The 16973-nt window shown below is 71.0% G+C and carries 13 protein-coding genes; 2 read left to right on the top strand and 11 right to left on the bottom strand.

Annotated elements, in window-relative coordinates; genetic code table 11:
- Positions 1–4: 4 nt before the first annotated feature.
- From ABZ860_RS24010 to ABZ860_RS23985, 6 genes are read right to left on the bottom strand one after another with little or no spacing between them, the layout of a single operon-like run.
- Complete coding sequence (locus ABZ860_RS24010) at positions 5–451, bottom strand: hypothetical protein (protein ID WP_357223941.1); 447 nt, start codon at positions 449–451, stop codon at positions 5–7.
- A complete protein-coding gene (locus tag ABZ860_RS24005; protein WP_357223938.1) occupies positions 448–906 on the bottom strand; it encodes a hypothetical protein in 459 nt (152 codons plus the stop codon). The genes ABZ860_RS24010 and ABZ860_RS24005 overlap by 4 nt, the downstream gene beginning before the upstream one ends.
- A gap of 10 nt (positions 907–916) precedes the next feature.
- Positions 917–1708, bottom strand: coding sequence for a carbon-nitrogen hydrolase family protein (locus ABZ860_RS24000; protein ID WP_357223936.1), 792 nt, complete (start codon positions 1706–1708; stop codon positions 917–919).
- Positions 1638–2678, bottom strand: coding sequence for a DUF418 domain-containing protein (locus ABZ860_RS23995; protein WP_357223933.1), 1041 nt, complete (start codon positions 2676–2678; stop codon positions 1638–1640). The genes ABZ860_RS24000 and ABZ860_RS23995 overlap by 71 nt, the downstream gene beginning before the upstream one ends.
- A 16-nt stretch (positions 2679–2694) precedes the next feature.
- Positions 2695–3171, bottom strand: a complete 477-nt coding sequence (locus tag ABZ860_RS23990) for a hypothetical protein (protein WP_357223930.1) — start codon at positions 3169–3171, stop codon at positions 2695–2697.
- A 13-nt stretch (positions 3172–3184) separates the two neighbouring features.
- A complete protein-coding gene (locus ABZ860_RS23985) occupies positions 3185–4714 on the bottom strand; it encodes a RyR domain-containing protein (RefSeq protein ID WP_357223927.1) in 1530 nt (509 codons plus the stop codon).
- 339 nt (positions 4715–5053) lie between these two features.
- Here ABZ860_RS23985 and ABZ860_RS23980 point away from each other — a divergent pair, with 339 nt between their 5' ends.
- Positions 5054–5938 (top strand): alpha/beta hydrolase, encoded by an 885-nt coding sequence (locus ABZ860_RS23980; RefSeq protein WP_357223924.1) that lies wholly within the window; start codon positions 5054–5056, stop codon positions 5936–5938.
- Positions 5939–5980: 42 nt separating this feature from the next.
- On the opposite strand, the gene fxsT is transcribed toward ABZ860_RS23980, so the two are convergent.
- The 4 genes from fxsT to ABZ860_RS23960 form a co-directional block, all read right to left on the bottom strand.
- Positions 5981–9907, bottom strand: a complete 3927-nt coding sequence (fxsT, locus tag ABZ860_RS23975) for an FxSxx-COOH system tetratricopeptide repeat protein (protein WP_357223921.1) — start codon at positions 9905–9907, stop codon at positions 5981–5983.
- On the bottom strand, positions 9904–11217 hold the full coding sequence (locus ABZ860_RS23970; RefSeq protein ID WP_357223917.1) for a TIR-like protein FxsC: 1314 nt from the start codon (positions 11215–11217) through the stop codon (positions 9904–9906). The genes fxsT and ABZ860_RS23970 overlap by 4 nt, the downstream gene beginning before the upstream one ends.
- A gap of 68 nt (positions 11218–11285) precedes the next feature.
- Positions 11286–12191, bottom strand: a complete 906-nt coding sequence (locus ABZ860_RS23965; protein WP_357223914.1) for an AAC(3) family N-acetyltransferase — start codon at positions 12189–12191, stop codon at positions 11286–11288.
- Between the two features lie 4 nt (positions 12192–12195).
- Positions 12196–14385 carry an FxsB family cyclophane-forming radical SAM/SPASM peptide maturase gene (locus tag ABZ860_RS23960; protein ID WP_357223911.1) on the bottom strand — a complete coding sequence of 730 codons (2190 nt, stop codon included), beginning with the start codon at positions 14383–14385 and terminating at the stop codon, positions 12196–12198.
- A 469-nt stretch (positions 14386–14854) separates the two neighbouring features.
- Here ABZ860_RS23960 and ABZ860_RS23955 point away from each other — a divergent pair, with 469 nt between their 5' ends.
- The gene (locus ABZ860_RS23955) at positions 14855–16030 is read left to right on the top strand and encodes a pyridoxal phosphate-dependent aminotransferase (RefSeq protein WP_357223908.1); all 1176 of its coding nucleotides are present in this window, start codon (positions 14855–14857) and stop codon (positions 16028–16030) included.
- A gap of 118 nt (positions 16031–16148) precedes the next feature.
- Here the strand turns inward: ABZ860_RS23955 and ABZ860_RS23950 are convergent, their stop codons facing one another.
- On the bottom strand, positions 16149–16790 hold the full coding sequence (locus ABZ860_RS23950; protein WP_357223905.1) for a TMEM175 family protein: 642 nt from the start codon (positions 16788–16790) through the stop codon (positions 16149–16151).
- Positions 16791–16973: the final 183 nt, after the last annotated feature.

The raw sequence follows: 16973 nt of genomic DNA, 5'->3' as shown, positions 1-16973 counted from the left end.
GTCCTCACGGGCTCTCGTGACCGTCCGCCCGGTCAGCGGTGAGCGGCACCGGCACGCGCTCCACCCGGATCGCGTGGACCTCGTCGCGGGGCACGACCACCTCGTAGGCGCCGTGGTCCACGAGCCAGTAGCCGAGCGCCTCGGCCTTCAGGCCGTTGTGCCCCGTGTAGGCGATGTGCAGGCCGCCCTCCCCGCCGTCGCCGCCGTCGTCCTCGTCCAGCACGAGGCACGGCTCGCCGCCGAACGCCCCGACCGTGCGCAGCAGCGTCAGCCGCTCCAGCGCGGCCCGGCTCACCCGAAGCCGCCAGTAGCCGCCCGCGGCGGTGAACCCCTCCTGCGGCGTCTCGCTGAACAGCACCACGTCGTCGCCGCCGGGCCCGACCGCGGCGGCGTAGTCCCGGTCGCGGTAGCGGGCGACGAATCCCAGGCCGACCGGCTCGATCTCGCTCATCGGGCCGGCCGCCAGGTCAGGCCGTCGTACCCGGCGAAGGGACGCTCACCGCCCGCGGTGAGGTGGACGATCTCCGCGCCCGCGGGGATCGGCATGGGCATCGTGTGGAACTGCGGCACCACCTGCTCGCGTGAGGCGGTGAAGCCGTTCCCGGTGAAGGGCGGTGCATCGCTCCAATCACCGCCCATGTGCGGGCCGTACGGGACGACGTAGGTGTCGATGTCCCGCGCGTCCCAGCGCATGATGTACAGCTCGGGCACGTCCGGCGTCAGCTCCGATCCGTCGAAGCACAGGTCGAGGGCCTCGACGAGCGCGGCGGGGGTGGTGAGGCGGTCGCAGTCCTGCACGCGGTACACGTAGCCGGAGATGATCGTGCGACGGCCCGACAGGTACGGCACGAGCAGCCGCGGCGGAACCACCTTCTGCATCCGTGTCCTGTGTCCCGGCTCGCTCATGGGGCCAAGTTTACGATCTGCTGACTCCGAGCCGGCGATGTTCGAGGGAGGGGAGGGTCGCGCGCGCGGTCTCGGTCCACGCCGCGTCGATCTCCGCGATCAGCACGCCGGGGCCGGTGCCCAGGTCATGCCGGGCGACGCCCATCGGATCGACGAGCATGCTGCGGCCGACACCGAACCCGTCCGGTATGGCGGGGTTGGGCGCTTGACCGACCGCGATGGTCCAGGTGGTGTTCTCGATGGCCCTGGCCCTGACGAGGGTCGTCCAGTGGTCCTCCTTCAACGGGCCCGAGCCCCAGGCGGCGATCACCGCGAACGTGTCCGCGCCCTGGTCGACCAGCGCGCGGGCCAGTTCGGGGAAGCGGACGTCGTAACAGGTGATCAGGCCGATCCTGAGCCCGGCCAGCTCCACGACCGCCGGCGCGTCCCCCGGCGCGACCAGCTTCGACTCCTTGGCGCCGAAGGAGTCGAACAGGTGGATCTTCCGGTAGGCCGCGGCGAGCGAGCCGTCCTCCCGCAGGGCGACGGCGGTGTTCCAGACCCTGCCGTCCGCGGCGGGCTCGAAGACGCCGGCGATGACGGCCGTGCCGTGCTCGCGCGCGGCCTCGGCCAGGCCGGTGACGAACGGGCCGTCCAGCGGCTGGGCCGTCTCGAGGATTCCCGGGCCGAACCGGGCGAGCGTCGCCTCGGGGAACACGGCGAGGTCGGCTCCCCGCGCCCGGGCGAGGGCATCACGAACGGTCGAGAGGTTGGTCTCCGGGTCGTGGTCGACGGGGATCTGGCACAGCGCTACGCGGGTCACGGATCACAGTCTGCCCGGTCGCCGCCACGCCCCACCAGGTGCCCCGGGACGTGCCCCACCAGGTGAGCGTGCGCCACACCCATTCCAGCGGGCCGTACCGGTGCCGGGCGAGCCACCACCTGCAGAAGAACGCCTGGGCGGCGACGGTGACGACGGCGAGCACCACGACGGCGATCCCCGTGCGGTCGGCCTCCAGAAGCGGCATCGCCACCACGATCACCGTCGTGCCGGTCACGTAGTTGGTCAGCGTCATCCGGCCCAGCGCCTCGAACACCGCCGTATGCCGGGCGAGCAGCAGGAACGCCGTCGCGTACGTCACCGCGCCGCACAGCGCCGCCGCCTGGTAGATCCCGCCGCCGGGCGGCGCGTGGTTCCACCACCAGGTCAGCCCGGCCGCGAGCAGGGCCGCCGTCCCGCACACGACGCCGAGGAACGGCCCGCTGCCCAGGCCGTCCGTCCCGCCGAGGCGCCCGGCCCCCCTCGCCCTCTCCCCGGGAGCGGCGGCCAGGCCGAGCAGGAACAGCGCGGTGATCAGCACGTACGGATGGGGGTCGAGCACGGCGGCGACCAGGACGCCGCAGCCCACCAGCAGCACGGCCGCCCGGGGCAGGAGGCTCGCCGGAAGCAGGACGACCACCCCCAGCAGCGCGTACGGCAGCAGCACCTCGCCGGGGTCGATCAGGACGTGCGCCGCGCCCAGCGCCGCGAGCACGGCCAGGCGCCGCAGCATGACGACGCGCGGACGCCGCGTGCGCAGCCGTGCCGAGCGCAGGAACAGCGCGAAGGACACCCCGAACAGGAACGCGAACATCGGGTAGAAGCGGCTCTGGAACAGGTTCTCCATCACCCAGTCCAGCGAGGCCGGCCCCTGCCGCACCCTCTGCTGCCAGGCGTTGACCAGCATGATCCCGCACACCGCGAACCCGCGCAGCGCGTCGACCCGCCGGATCCTGCCCGCCGCCACGCTCACCCGCCAGTCCCTCCTGTCAGTCCCGTCGCGAGCCGGGCGGCCAGAGCACCAGCACCCGCATCTCCTGCTCGCGGGCGTGCGCGACGACGTCGGCCGTGCCGCCGAACCCGCGCGCCGGCAGCCCGTCCCAGACGGCGAGCAGCTCGTCCGCCCGCTCCAGCATGAAGATCGAGGCGGCCATGAACGCCACCGGCTCCGGCCGTTCGAACGGCATCCGGTGCACGTGCCGCGCGAGCGACAGCAGGTCGTCGTATCCCGCTCGGGCCGCGCGGGGCAGGCTCTCCCGATATCCGGCGGCGGGCACGATCACGTCCAGGTCGCCGCCGGCACGCAGCACCTCCCGGGCGAAGAGCTGGTCTGCCCCCTCGGCCAGGCAGGACACGCCGACCAGCGGCCGGTCCCGGTCGGCGAGCACGGCCCGCAGGGCGTGGCGGATCCGGTCGGCCGTGTCCCTGGGCAGGCCCCGGTGGCCGGTGAACGCGATCGTGGTCATCCCCCTCACTCGTTCAGCCGACCCGCACGATCTGGAAACCGGCGGTGGCCAGGATGCGCGGCAGGTTGCGCACGGTGTCGCGGTCCTTCTCCTTCGCCGCGTCCGAGATGTTGTCCCAGCTGTCCAGGTCGGGGTGTCTCCTGTTCGCCTCGTCGCGGACCGGGCCGCGGGTCCATCCGTCGGCGACCAGGTCCCGCAGCCACCGTTCGTGCTCCATCATCGCAAGTTGCTCGATCTCGTAGTCCTTGAAGGAGAAATGCAGCTCGGGCTCCACGCGGGGAGCGAGGGCGCAGCCGATGCTCGTCAGCTTGCGGCCGATGTCCTCGGCCTGCCGCCGATTCGCCGCCCGCAGGTGCGACGGCAGGCTCTCCCACGGCACCAGCGACGGGTTGGTCGCTCGCACGTGGCGGCGCGCGGTGTTCTCCGCGACGTAGCTGTCGTGGATCGCCCGGGCGAGCGTTTCCACCAGGTCCTCCCCGATGAGCCGCGGATCGCCGGCCTCCTCGTTGACCGCGAAGACCCGTAGGGCGCCGGACAGCCCCTCCAGCAGGTGCACGTCCTCGAAGGCCCGGCTGAATGTGCCGGCCTCCTCGACCCGCACCACGAGCGAGCCCGGCCCGCAGTTCCACAGGCGCAGCGAGGTGAGCGCGGTCTTGAGCGCGAGGTCCTGGTCGCCGTGGCACACGAACACCCGCTGGGGCGGCTCGGACGGCAGCAGCTCTCCCAGAGGCAGGTCGCCGGGCGGCGCGTCGTGCGTGGTCAGCGCGCACACCTCGGTCACGAACTCGAATCTGCGGCACACGGCCTCGACGGTCCGCGCGGCGTCGGCGTCGATGATCGTCACCGGCAGAGGGTACGGCGCGGGGGTCAGCCGCCGCCTGCGCGCCATCTCGACCAGCAGGCTGCGGCCGAAGGCGTCGAGCCCGATGACGACGACCGGTTGTTCGTTCACGATCGGATGCCGATCCAGGAGCACCCGGGCGGCGAGCTCGTCCAGGTTGAAGAAGTCGAGACGCAGCCGGGGCCTGCCGGGAAGGCTCAGCCGGCGGGCCCGCAGGGCGGCGCACAGGTCGGGATCGGAGATCAGGGCGTACGCCGACAGCGGCCGCCTGCCGCCCGTTCTGGCCACGCCGTGCGCCGCCAGGGCGATCGCCGTGTTGGCCGAGCTGTCCGGCTCGCAGGCGTACAGGACGGAGGCCCGCTGGATCCCGGCGGCCCGCAGGGTCGCGGGGCTGCGCGCGTCGCCGCTGACGTAGAGCACCCTGCGGTCGGCGGCGGTGGCCGCCGGAGCCGAGCCGATCATCACGATCCGCGTGCTCGTCGCGCGCAGCCGTTCCACGAGGGCCAGGGCCGGCGACCCCGTGCCGCACACGACCACGTGCTCCTTCGACCTGCGCGCCCGGAACCGCCGCAGTTCGGCGGCGAACAGCAGGCGGGCTCCGTCGACCAGGGTGTAGATCGTCACGCCGGGCGCGGCGAAACGGGCGAACTCCAGCAGGGACGGCAGCGGTTTCGGCTCGTCGAGCGGCGCGGAGTCGAACACGAACAGTTGCAGGTCCCAGTAGAGGAGGTCAAGGGGAGCCGAAGGCAGATTCAGTGTTTCCGCATACGTGTGAAGGCCTATATATCCTGTTACCAATGCGGCCACCGCCAGGCCCGCGAATACCGCACGCACCACGTAGCTCGCGGGAAAGGCCATAAATCCTCTCCTTCGCTGGGCGGCACGTGCCTTTACCGAAAATAACCCGTTAAAAGGGAGCGCTCCAGGGTCCGTCCCATGAAAGGTGTTGCCGTTCCGAGGCCGCCGGGCTCTTTCGCCTTACACCGGTTCGGAGGATGCTGGGCCTTAGATCCTTCGACGATCGACACGGAGGGCCCGGCGTTGACGGACGGGGTGTGGTCGGCGGATCGCGAGCGGCGCCTCGCGGTCGCGCAGCGGGGAAAGATCCACGGAGGCAGACCGGTGTTCCTGCTCCACGGGACGCCCGGCAGCCGGATCGGCCCCCTCCCACGTGAAGGTCTGCTCTATCGGCTCGGCGTGCGGCTCATCACCTACGACCGCCCGGGGTACGGCGACTCCGACCGGCACGAGGGCCGCAGCGTGGGGGACGTCGCCGCGGACGTGGCCGCCATCGCGGACCACCTCGGCCTGGACCGCTTCGCGGTGGTGGGCCGGTCCGGCGGCGGGCCGCACGCGCTCGCCTGCGCCGCCCTGATCCCCCACCGGGTGACCCGGGCCGGGGTGCTCGTCGGGCTCGCCCCCCGGGAGGCGGAGGGCCTCGACTGGTTCGATGGCATGGCCGAGGGCAACGTGGCGGAGTACATGACCGCCATGCAGGGGCGGGCGCGGCTCGCGGCGCGGCTCGGCCCGACCGCCGCCGAGATCCGCGAGGACCCCGTACGGCTTGTGAACGCCCTCTACGACGAGCTGCCGGAGTCGGACAGGAGCGTCATCGCGGACGCCGGGATCCGGACGATGCTGGTGCAGAACTACGCGGAGGCCGTGCGCACCTCCGCGTACGGCTGGATCGACGACGCCATGGCCTTCTGCTCGCCGTGGGGGTTCGACCCCGCCGACATCAGGGTGCCCACTCTTCTGTGGCACGGCGAGGACGACGTGTTCTCACCGGTCAGCCACTCCCGCTGGCTGGCCAGGCGGATACCGACCGCCACGGTGCGGATCCAGCGGGGCGCGGCGCACTTCCATGCCCTGCACGTGCTGCCCGACCTGCTGGGCTGGCTCGCCAGGGACGGACGGGCGGCCTGATCATTCAGGCCTGCCCGGTCGCACGCACGGTCACACGACCCCTCACCAGGGGAGGGGCTCCAGCTCGCGGTCGACGCGGCGCCAGTCCAGCACCGCGGCGATGATCGGGTGCGCCTCCCCGAGGATCCGGCGGAGCTGGACGAGCAGGGGCTCGCGCAGCACCCGCGCCTCGTCGGTCCGCCTGACGTCGCGCAGGGTCACGGCCAGGTCGGCCTCGCAGATCAGCGTGGTGGGGTGGTAGGGCCCGAGAACCGCGCGCAGCCGGTCGAGAGTGTCCCGCTGCAGCTTCTCGGCCTCGGCGTGGTCCTGCAGGTCCCCCAGCGTGTTCGCCACGTTGACGGCGCAGGCGAGCGAGAAGGGGTGATCGGGCCCGACCTTGCGCCGCAGCGTGGCGAGGGTCCGAGTGCCCAGCGCCCGGCTCTCGGCCGGCTCCCCCAGGTGCCGCAGGTAGACCGTGAGGTTGTTGGCCGCGATGAGGGTGTAAGGGTTGTCCGCCCCCAGTTTGCTTTCGTAGCTCGCCCTGACCTCTGAGGCGAGTTCGAACGCCCGCCGCCTGTCGCCGGCAGCGGCGAGGTCGCAGGCGAGGCTCAGCTTGCAGGCGACCGTGTCGGGCGAATCGGGGCCGAAGCGCTGGAGACAGCGCTCGTAGGTCGTCTCGGTGAGCCGCCGCGCTTCCGCGAGCGCTCCGGTCTCCCGCAGGGACACGGCGAGGCTGCGCGCCGTGTTCAACGTGTCGGGGAGCTCGGGGCCGGACACCTCGGCGTAGCTGTTCAGCGTCTCGCGCAGCAGGTCGGCCGACTTCGCGTACTCTCCGGCCTCGCGGATGTCCAGAGCGAGGTTCGTCTCGGACAGGAGTGTGAAGGGATGGGCGGGACCGAGCACCTCACGGCGTTTGTCCGCGGTCTCCTGGTCGAGCCGGCGCGCGGCGCCGATGTCGCCGACGTGCCGCAGGGCGACGGCCAGGTTGTTGGCCGCCGCGAGGACGCGGGGGTGGTCGTCGAAGAACAGCTCCTTGGTGCGCGCGTAGGTCTCCTGCTCCATCCGCAGCGACTCGGCCAGCTCGCCGAGGGCCCGCAGGTCCGCCGCGAGGCTTCCCGCGGTCTGCAGCGTGTGGGGATGCGGGTCGGGCAGGACCCGGCGCTGGTCGGCGAGGATCGCCCGGTTGAGATCGCACGCCTCGCGATACCTGCCCTGGGAACGCAGCACGTTACCCATGTGGAACCGCAGGTAGAGCGTCTGCCGGTCGTAGTCGCCGAGCTTCCTGATCCAGAGCTCCTCCAGGCGGCGGCCGAGGTTCAGCGCCCGGTCGAACTCGCCCCGGCGATACAGGTACCGCACGCGGTCGATCAGCAGCTGCCGGGTCTGCTCCTCGTCGCAGTCCTCCGCATTGGACGGGGCGAGGTGCGGCCAGATCTCGTCATACCGCGGCCAGTTGCCGGGGTCGTCGGTGTCGCCCTCGCGCGGGCGGGCGCCCAGGAGGATGCGGTGCACCTCGTGGACGGTGCGCTCGCGCTCGTCGTCGTCCATCTGGTCGCGCAGCACGGCCTGCACCAGTCTGTGCACCTGCACCGAGTTGTTGCGCTGGTCGACCTTGGCGAGGGCGAACCTGTTCAGCTCGCGCACCAGCCGCCCGATCATGATCTTCTCGCGCAGCGAGTCGTCGTATGGGACCAGGCAGCGCACGGTCTCGTCGCCGTACAGCATGGACAGCGACACCGGTTCCGCGGCGAAGAAGGCCAGCAGCTGCAGCAGCCGGACCGCCGCGGGCGACTTCTCCCGCAGGCGCTGGAACGACACGTTCCATGTGGCGGCGACCGGGGTCGGGTAGGTCGGGGAGTCCCCGAGCGCGAGCGTCCTGACGGGTTGCTTGGAGAGCTTGTCGACGTACTCGTCCACGCTCATGCCGGTCTCCTGCAGCCACGCCCCGGCCTGCTCGATGGCGAGCGGCAGGTCGCCGAGCGCGGCGGCCACCCGGTCGGCGTCGTCGTCGCCGAGGTCGGCCACCCGGCGCCGCAGGTGCTCCAGGCTCTCCTCGCGGGTGAAGACGTCGATCTCCAGCGGCTTGGCGATCTGAGACCAGGTCTGGCTCCGCGACGTGATCAGCACGTGCCCGGAGCCGCCCGGGAGGTAGGTCTGCACGTCCTCCGCGCTGTTGGCGTTGTCGAAGATGAGCAGCCAGCGGGCGTACGGCTCGCCCCGCCGCAACGCGTCCTTGGCGGCCAGCGCCGCCTCCGCCAGGTTGTCGCCGATCCTGATGCCCAGCCGCTCGGCCAGATCGGCCATCGCTCCGTTCAGCAGTTCCGGCTGCTCGGCCGACACCCACCACACGACGTCGTAGTCGCTCATGAAACGGTGGGCGTACTCGATGGCCAGCTGGGTCTTGCCCACGCCGCCGAGTCCGAACAGAGCCTGGGTGCGGCCCTCCTGCACCTGGGTCACCACGGCCTGGCTGCCGCCGACGAGCTGGTCGCGCAGCCGCTCCAGCGTCTCGCCACGGCCGGTGAAGGCGGCGTTCCTGGTCGGCAGGTTGAGGATGGCCGGCTGGATGCCGGGATACCGCGGCGTTGCTCCCTGCCCGGTGGCATCGGCCCCCGCCGGGCGGTCGAGGGCGCGCAGCAGCGCGGCGGCCGCGTGCTGCTCGTCCAGCCGGAACAGGTCCAGCGCGGGCGGGTCGGCGTACAACTGCGGGATCCGGACGTCCGACACCCGGACGGGAAGGAGGTTGGGGGACAGCCCGGTGGGCCCCTCGGTGGCGTGCCAGGTCTCCCGGGCCTGCCGGGAGCGCAGGTAGGCGGGGGACAGCAGCGCGACCGTGCGGCCCGCGGCGTCCGGCGTCCGCGCCTGCCCGCTCTCATCCGCCTCGCGGACGCCACCCTGCGTACGGACCCGCATGCCGGCCTGGGTCAGCACGGCGGCGATCCACTCCGCCCACAACCGGTCCTCGGGGACGTAGCTCAAAGTTACGTCGTTCGACAGCGACGGGCGGCGCCGGACGAACAGCTCCCGGTAGCTCAGCCGCAGGTCCTCGTCCAGCGGAGGAAGGGACGAGACCCGGCCTCCGGTGATGACGCCCGCGAGCCGCTCGTAGGCGGCCAGCAGCGAGCCGGGGGAGCCGGGCGCGTCACCGAAGGTCGCCAGGGTCTCCTCGTAGGCGTAGAACGGCTTGTAGGGGATTTCGACGGCGCCCCAGTAACTGCCGGCCTGGTCCTGGCCGACGCCGCTGGGGAACCCTTCGAACTGGCTGCGGGCGAAGGCCCGGCCGGCGTCGAGCTTCTCCTTTTCCGCGTCGTCCACGCGCATGGGGATCGGCAGGATCCTGATGCGCCGGTCGGGGAACCGTTCGGCGATCTCCGCCGCGACCCTCGCGGCCCCCTCGATGCTCTGGTCGCTCAGCGTGAAGCAGGTCACGACGGTGTCGGGGAAGTGGACCGTGCAGATGTCGGCGATGTCGCTCAGACCGGTGCGGCTGTCGATGAGCACGTAGTCGTAGCCGCGCCGCATGTCCACTCGCAGGGCGTCGAGGAACTGCCCGCCGCCCAGCCGCTCGTAGAAGTTGTCCCAGTCGAAGGTGGACACCAGCGAGGAGTAGTCACGGTTCTGCCGCCCGGCGGGCAGGAAGTCGAGGGAGCCGCCGCCGGGGAAGTGGGGCCACTCGACCGAGACGACGTGCCGTCCCACGCTCGCATACCGGGTGTGCCAGTCGGCCGGACGCGGGTCGGGACGGGTGGCCGCCCAGGCGAAGTCCTTGATCAGGTCGATCACGCCGGCCGTGCCGCTGATCAGCTCGCCATCGAGGAAGGGCCGGAAGAACTTGTGCAGGCCGGGAGACTCCAGGTCCCAGTCCACGACCAGCACGCGATGGCCGTTGGAGGCGAGGATCCAGGCCGTGTTGGCCAGCGCCATCGTCCTTCCCGTCCCTCCCTTGTAGGAGTAGAAGGTGACGATGTGGCCGTCCCGGAACTCGGTCATTGCCTCCCCTTCCGTCCTGGCGGCTCGTCGGGCGCGGGGTCCTCGGATGCGCGGTCCTCGTGCGTGGGGTCGTCCGGCGTGAGCGGCCACAGCCGCGGGCGGCCGCTGCCGGGCACCTGCGGCGGGAACACCCGTCCGTGCCGCAGGTAGGAGTTGCCCGCGGACTCGACCACCGGCCGCAGCGCCGTCTCGAAGCCGGCCACGGTGGAGGTGTCGCTCACCGCCCGCCGTGCGGCCGGGCGGCCCTGCGCCAGCTTCCCGGGCAGGAGGGCGTGCAGGGCGGCGCGCAACTCCGCCGCGTTTTGGCCGGTCTGGGAGTCGGTGCCGCTCCACGGCACGACCACACCCACCCACGGCTTGTCGGCCTGGTCGAAGGCCTCGAGTAACGGGCGGAACTGCGGGTCGAGGGCCGTCCACACGTCGAGCAGCACGATGCCCGGGCAACTCGGCGCCCCCGCGCCCAGCAGCTCGTCGTGATGGTGGAGGAAGGTCCCGACGTCGGGTTCGAAGCCCAGGTGCCGCACGATGTCGGCGGCGATCTGCGCCACCGGGCGGAGGTCCTCCGGATGGTAGGGATTCCAGTCGCACGGAGAGGACCCGTAGAACCGCGCGTCCCGCGGTGCCGTACGCGTGGCCGTCGTGTGGGCGAGGACGGCTATCAGGAAACGGCGTTCCTCGTCGCGGTTGAAGGCGCTCTTTATGCTGCCGTAATCGCACGGCGTGATCGGGGGGAGCCGCACTCCCTCGGCCACCTCGATGATGCGCTGAGCCAGCGCGTCCACGGCGGACTTGTAATGGTCGCGGTATCTCCTGATCTTCATCAGGCCGTAGAGGCCTCGTTCGAGATAGTGCGTCCCCAGATCCGGATGAGTGAATTGAATAGATTTGACCATATCCGGCAGTTCGAAGTCCGGAACCGGAACCCAGAACGCGGGAACGATCACTTCGGGAATGTCCCGCCGTCCGTCCAGATGCAGCCGCCTGCGCAGGTCGAAGGCGGCCCATTCCTTGCCGCACTGCTCGCTGCGGAAGTAGCGACGAGAGTAGAGGGGGACGAAGACCCTGCAGGTCGCCAGCTCCTTGGCCAGGCGCTTGTCCCACTCGACGCCCGGGAGGATGTCCATGTCCATGAAGCCCGGGGGAACGCCCGCGGGCAGGGACGTGTGCTGCAGGATCTCCCGGCACAGCTCTTTGTAGAGCTTTTCCACGGGGAGGTTGGGGTTCTCGTCGTCGGGATGGGTGCGAGGTGTGCGCGCGTAACTGAGGAAGAAATACGGGAGATGGCCTCCAGTACCCGAGGTACCAGCCACCGCACCTCCCGCGTTCCGCCGGTCACTTCACTATAGGCTCTCGCCCCAGGAGTGACAGGAATTTCGCATTATTCCTCTGCTCGTCCTCGTTTTTCGGACAGCCATCTTTCGGCGAAAGCCACGGCCATCGGAAGTGAGAAGAGCCTGCTGTCCGCTTTTCCGACCCGGCCCCGCCTGATCTTCTCGGTTCGCTCCAGCGCGGCGCCGCACTCCGCGAAATCACGGTCGTCCAGCACCACGTCGTCGTAATGGGTCCAGGTGCGTCGTCCGCCGACCTGCACCACGCATCCGTACCGCACCTCGGGCGGGTCGGGCCGGTAGCGGTATTCCGCCAGATGAAAGGCGCTGCACTTGTCGAAACCGACGCCGAGCAGCAGCACCACCGCCTCCGTCTTCGCGAGCTTGGCCAGCGGCGACCGTTCCCCGAGGTGGCACCTGAGGTCGTGGTCGGCCATGAGCCACTCCGCGCCGGGGCCGACCGCGGCGAAGGAGGTCTGCGGATGCTCGCTGCGGACCGCGTTCTCCAGCAGCCGCACATGCTCCGACAGCCTTCCGCACTCGATCGCGGAGCTCCGCCTCACATCGAAGGCGGGGATGCCGTCGCGGTACCGCCTCGTCTCCTCCTCGGTCATCCCCTGAACGGCCTGCACATAGGAGCGAGATGTGTCCGAGTTGCCGGACGTGAAGGTGGGGACGACGAGCGTGCCCCCGGCGCCGAGGACCTTCATCAGGGCGTCGGCCAGTGTCGCGACGCCTCCGTCGATCCTGCCGATGCTGCGGAGCGAGGCGTGCACCAGCACGGTCTGGCCGGACCGCAGGCCCAGCCGCCGCAGAGCCTGAACGAGGGTGTCCCGTCCGAGGGTGAGGTCCGCCCGGCCGGGGATCGCGTTCAGCGCGGCAGGCCGTACGTGGGGGGTGAAGACAGAGAGGAGCCGGGCGACGAACGCGAGGGCGGACAGAAGCAGGCCCGGCATCGCTTCACCTCTGCCGTGAACCCGCGGGCAGAGGCAGGCGGGCGGCGGCTTCCGCGAGCCCCGCGGCGAATCGACGTCCCACGGCAGAGCGCACGCCGCCGGTGATCCGGCTGATCGCCGTCCTCAGCCGCGCGATCTCCTCATCGTCGAGGAGTCCGGCGACGGACAGCAGTCCGTATGCGTCGGACAGCAGGAGCTCCAGGTCTGCGTCGCCGGCGGCGAGGTCGAGCAGGTCGAGCAGCCCACCGAGCTGGGCCCTGTGGAAGTGCTCGACGAGCAGCCGGGCGGTCGTCGCCGGATCGGCGCCGAGCGGGAGGGCGACCGCACCGTAGGCCGCGCGGCTCGACGCCCCGGTCGCACCACTCGGCAAGGGCGTCACGACGCGCAGACCGGCGCGTACGGCGGCGCGCTTATCCGCGGTCAGCGAAGCCAGCGCCGCGCCGACGACCTCGCCCAGTGCGGCGGCTGCCTCGCCGGTCAAGCGGTCCTCGACGGGCATGCCGTAGCAGTCGCGGTACGGATCGACGTCGTCGAGCAGCAGATGGAGTCCGGCGGCCTCGATCGGGCGGACCGGTTCCCAGAGGCGGCTGTCCTCCGACAGCCATCGGCCGTCGACGCGCAGCGCGAACGACCCGTCGTGGACGTCCACCTCGGCGCGGTCCTGTGCGCCTGCGCGCATCCGGCCGAGTCCGGGCAGATGGACGAAGGTCCCCATGACCGGCACCGTGACCTTCACCGCCAGACCGGTCCGTACGGCGGCGACCGCGGCGACGGCCGCGAGATGACCGGCGTCGGCGGCGGTGAGCGGGACGGGGCCGGGAGCCGCGCAGCGCGCCGCCCAGGCGTGGACGTAGGGATGGCTCAGCAGGTCGTCGACCGCGGCGCGGTCCGCCTGCTCGGCCTCCACCAGGACGGACCAGGACTCCTGGTCCGACACGACCGACGCCGCGCGGCGCGCCGCCAGGCGGGCTCTGCTGAGCTGAGGAGCCCGCAGACGGGCGATGTCGTCCGCCCCGGCGTTCCCCGACGCCAGAGCGTCCACTGTGGCGACCGGCAGCCGATGGACGGGAGTCGCCGGGCGCCGCCGCTCGTCGGCGACCAGGTGGGAGATCAGCCGGAACAGGTCCGCGCAGTAGACCGAGGGGTTGGCGAAGCCCGAGCCCGTCCGGTAGCGGTGCGCGTAGAGGCCGCCGCCGCAACTGGCGACGAGCGGGCAGCGGCGGCATTCCTCGGACAGGGAGTCGAGTCCCCCTTGGCGTGCGGCGAAGCCGGGGTGCCGTGCGGCCTCGCTCAGCGAGTGACAGAAGACGTCGAATCCGGTCGCGGGCGCGCCGTCATAGGCGGTCTTCAGCGAGTCGGCCTGCTCGTAGGAGCCGTCGGTCTCGATGACGACGAGGTCGGACGGCCGCAGGCCGAGTGACTCGGTCTGGCTGTCCCCGCCCGACGCGGTCAGGATGATCGAGTCGAACATCCTGACCGGGACCGGCCTGCCGTCAGCGCGCCACCGGTCGTGCACGGCGATCAGCCAGTCGGCGTAGGCGGTCTCCTGCCCGGCGGGCCGCAGCGGCGGGTTGTCCCAGGTGGCATGTGGCAGCAGGAAGTCGACGCGCGGAGGGCGCAGCGCGACGAGCGCCTCGTAGACCGCGACAGGATCGTTGCGGACGTCGATCGTGCACAGCAGCCCGGCGTACAGATGCGGGTAGTGGTCCCGCAGGAGGGTGATCGCCCGGACGACCTGGTCGTAGCTGCTGCGGCCGTTGGCGTAGAGCCGATGGCGGTCGTTCGCCACACGGTCGCCGTCGATCGAGACGCCTACCTTGACACCCTCGTCCGCGAACATGTCGCAGAACGCGCGGGACAGGAGCACGCCGTTGGTGTGGATGCGCAGATCGAGGTCGCAGACGCCCTCGACCGCCCGGCGGAGCGTACGCGCGAATCGCCGGAGCCGCTCGATTCCGGCGAGGAGGGGCTCGCCTCCGTGGAGGACGACGTGCGTCGTCTGGATCCGGTGCTCGACCGCATGCTCCGCGATCCGTTCCGCCGCCCGGACGGCGGTCTCGTCGGACATCACCATCGGCCGTCCCCGCCAGCTGGTGTCGGCGTGTTCGTACACGTAGCAGTGATCGCAGGCCAAATCACACCTGCTCGCCACTTTGAGCACGAATTGCCGGAACGGCACGATGGGCGGACGCATTACGAGCGAGCGAAATCAGATGGACGAATTGAACTCGCTCGAAGTCTCCCCGGGGCGATCGTCCGGCAGCATGGAGAGCGGAGAAGCGGTGACATCGGCGGCGTGTGTCGCAAACGTCGCGTCGTTGTGCATAGCGGCACCTGTTTCTGGGCATGAGAGCAGTCGATATTGAACCCCGTGGCGCAGGGGACGCCTGCTATGTATCCCCAGGTGAACACGCCTACGCCCGACGGGACCCAAACCCGGGAATCTTAACAGGAGAACATTAAGGAAAGTGGCACGCACGATATTTGCGCTACTGGAACTTGCCAATGTCGGGCGTTTTATTCCTTGACGTGTCCGATTGCCTGCTAGAACAGGTATCAGTGCTCATTGAGTCTTTTGGGGCCTATGGGATGATCACTGGACGCCCCAGGGAAGGCCGGTTGGCGCGTGCGGGCCCTCGGCGACGGCGGATAGGGTGAGGGCCGTGAGGGAGCCGCTGGTGCGGCGGATGCGGGAGTTCGGCACGACCGTGTTCGCCACGATGACGAAGCTGGCCGTGGAGACGGGCTCGATCAACCTGGGCCAGGGCTTCCCGGACACGGACGGGCCGGAGCGCATGCTGGAGCGCGCGGTCGGGGCGGTGCGGAGCGGTCTCAACCAGTACCCGCCCGGACCGGGCCTCCCCGAGCTGCGGCAGGCGGTCGCCGAGCACCGCAAGCAGTGGTACGGCCTCGCCTACGACCCCGACGGGGAGGTCCTCGTCACCGTCGGCGCCACCGAGGCCATCGCCGCGGCGATTCTCGCGCTCTGCGAACCGGGCGACGAGGTGGTCGTCTTCGAGCCCTACTACGACTCCTACGCAGCGGCCGTCGCGCTCGCGGGGGCCGTGCGCAGGCCGGTCACGCTGCGTGTCGACGCGGGGCGGTTCACGTTCGACCCGGCCGAGCTGGAGGCCGCGATCACGCCCCGCACCCGGGTGATCCTGGTGAACTCGCCGCACAACCCGACCGGGACCGTGTTCACCCGCGAGGAGCTGGAGTGCGTCGCCCGGGTCTGCCTGGAGCACGACCTCATCGCGGTGACCGACGAGGTCTACGAGCACCTCACCTTCGACGGCGTCGAGCACGTTCCGCTCGCCACGCTGCCCGGAATGCGCGAGCGCACGGTCATGATCTCATCCGCGGGCAAGACCTTCAGCGTCACCGGCTGGAAGACCGGCTGGGTATGCGCTCCGGCGCCGCTCGCGGGCGCCGTGCAGGCGGTCAAGCAGTTCCTCACCTACACCGCGAACGCCCCCTGGCAGGTGGCGGTCGCGTACGCCCTGCGGGAGGAGATGGAGTGGGTCGCGGCCCAGCGGGCGGCCCTGCAGACCAAGCGGGACCGCCTCGTGACGGGGCTGGCGAAGGCCGGCTTCGACGTGCTCCGGCCGGCGGGCACTTACTTCGTGCAGACCGACATACGGCCGCTCGGCTTCGACGACGGCCTGGAACTCGCCCGGCGGCTGCCCGAACTGGCGGGGGTGGTGGCCATCCCGACCCAGGTCTTCTACGACCACCCCGCACGGGGCCGTCACTTCCTGCGGTTCGCCTTCTGCAAGCGGGACGAGGTCATCGACGAGGCGGTGACCCGCCTGCGCCGCCTCGGCGGCGACCAGGCGTAGGCCGACGAGCAGACCGAGCCCTCCGGCGGCGCCGAGAAGGAAGGCCTACGACATCGTGATCGCGGTGGCGTCGGGGAAGCTCACCGAGGCCGAGAGATCGCGGACGTGTCGCGCGGCTTCACCGTCTCATCCTGAGCACCCGGACCGTGCCGGCGGCGACGAGCGGGGTCGCCAGCCACAGGAAGGGCACCGCGGTGACCGCCCACGCGCTCGCCACGGCGGTCAGCAGCCAGTAGATCCCGATGGCCCAGTAGACGCCGGCGTTGCCGCGCAGGCGTCGCAGGTCGGCGTCCGGCCGGTGCAGGCGCTGCGCAAGCACCAGGGTGAACAGCGCGCCCTGCGCGAGCAGCAGGATGGCCTCGTTGCCGGCGAACAGGCCGGTCGCCAGGGCCCTGCCGTTCGCCTCGGCCGGCAGGTGGCCGGCGTTGGTCTCGCCGAAGATCGACGTCGTGTACGGCAGGAAGGCCACGAAGAACAGCAGCGGGATGTGCAGCAGGAGCATCGGCTGGGACACCCGCTCGATCTGGTCGAACAGCGTGTGATGGGCCCGCCAGGCGAACCAGAGCATGAGAAAGGCGATGGCGAAGGCCATGAAGGAGCCGAAGTGGTCGCCGAAGAACGCGCCCAGCCGCTGGAAGTCCTCGCCCTCCGGCCGGGGAAGCTCCAGCGCGAGCAGCGTGATGGCGATCGCGAAGATCGCGTCGGCGAAGACGCCGACGCGCTCGTGCGTGAGCCCGGGACGCACCTGAGGCGTGGCCATGCGGATCTCCAGGAAAAGGGGGGCAGTGGCGAGCATTCTGGCAGAACTCGCCTCGCATGGGTGCCGGCCGGTGGGCTGGACGGCCACGCGCCCGGACAGGCGGACACGGCCTCGCCGCTCGGCGCCGGCTCGCATGCCGAGCTTGGTGAAATCTGCCCATGGATGCGGCAGGGGTGGGCGAGA

This window comes from Microbispora sp. NPDC046973 (assembly GCF_040644495.1).
Taxonomy (GTDB): domain Bacteria; phylum Actinomycetota; class Actinomycetes; order Streptosporangiales; family Streptosporangiaceae; genus Microbispora.
This window is presented reverse-complemented; position numbering and strand designations above follow the sequence as displayed.

Excerpts from the sequence above, each read along its gene's own strand:
- ABZ860_RS24010 (WP_357223941.1), bottom strand. The coding sequence starts at position 451 with ATGAGCGAGATCGAGCCGGTCGGCCTGGGATTCGTCGCCCGCTACCGC.
- ABZ860_RS24005 (WP_357223938.1), bottom strand. The coding sequence starts at position 906 with ATGAGCGAGCCGGGACACAGGACACGGATGCAGAAGGTGGTTCCGCCG.
- ABZ860_RS23990 (WP_357223930.1), bottom strand. The coding sequence starts at position 3,171 with ATGACCACGATCGCGTTCACCGGCCACCGGGGCCTGCCCAGGGACACG.
- fxsT (WP_357223921.1), bottom strand. The coding sequence starts at position 9,907 with ATGACCGAGTTCCGGGACGGCCACATCGTCACCTTCTACTCCTACAAG.
- ABZ860_RS23965 (WP_357223914.1), bottom strand. The coding sequence starts at position 12,191 with ATGCCGGGCCTGCTTCTGTCCGCCCTCGCGTTCGTCGCCCGGCTCCTC.
- ABZ860_RS23960 (WP_357223911.1), bottom strand. The coding sequence starts at position 14,385 with ATGCGTCCGCCCATCGTGCCGTTCCGGCAATTCGTGCTCAAAGTGGCG.
- ABZ860_RS23950 (WP_357223905.1), bottom strand. The coding sequence starts at position 16,790 with ATGGCCACGCCTCAGGTGCGTCCCGGGCTCACGCACGAGCGCGTCGGC.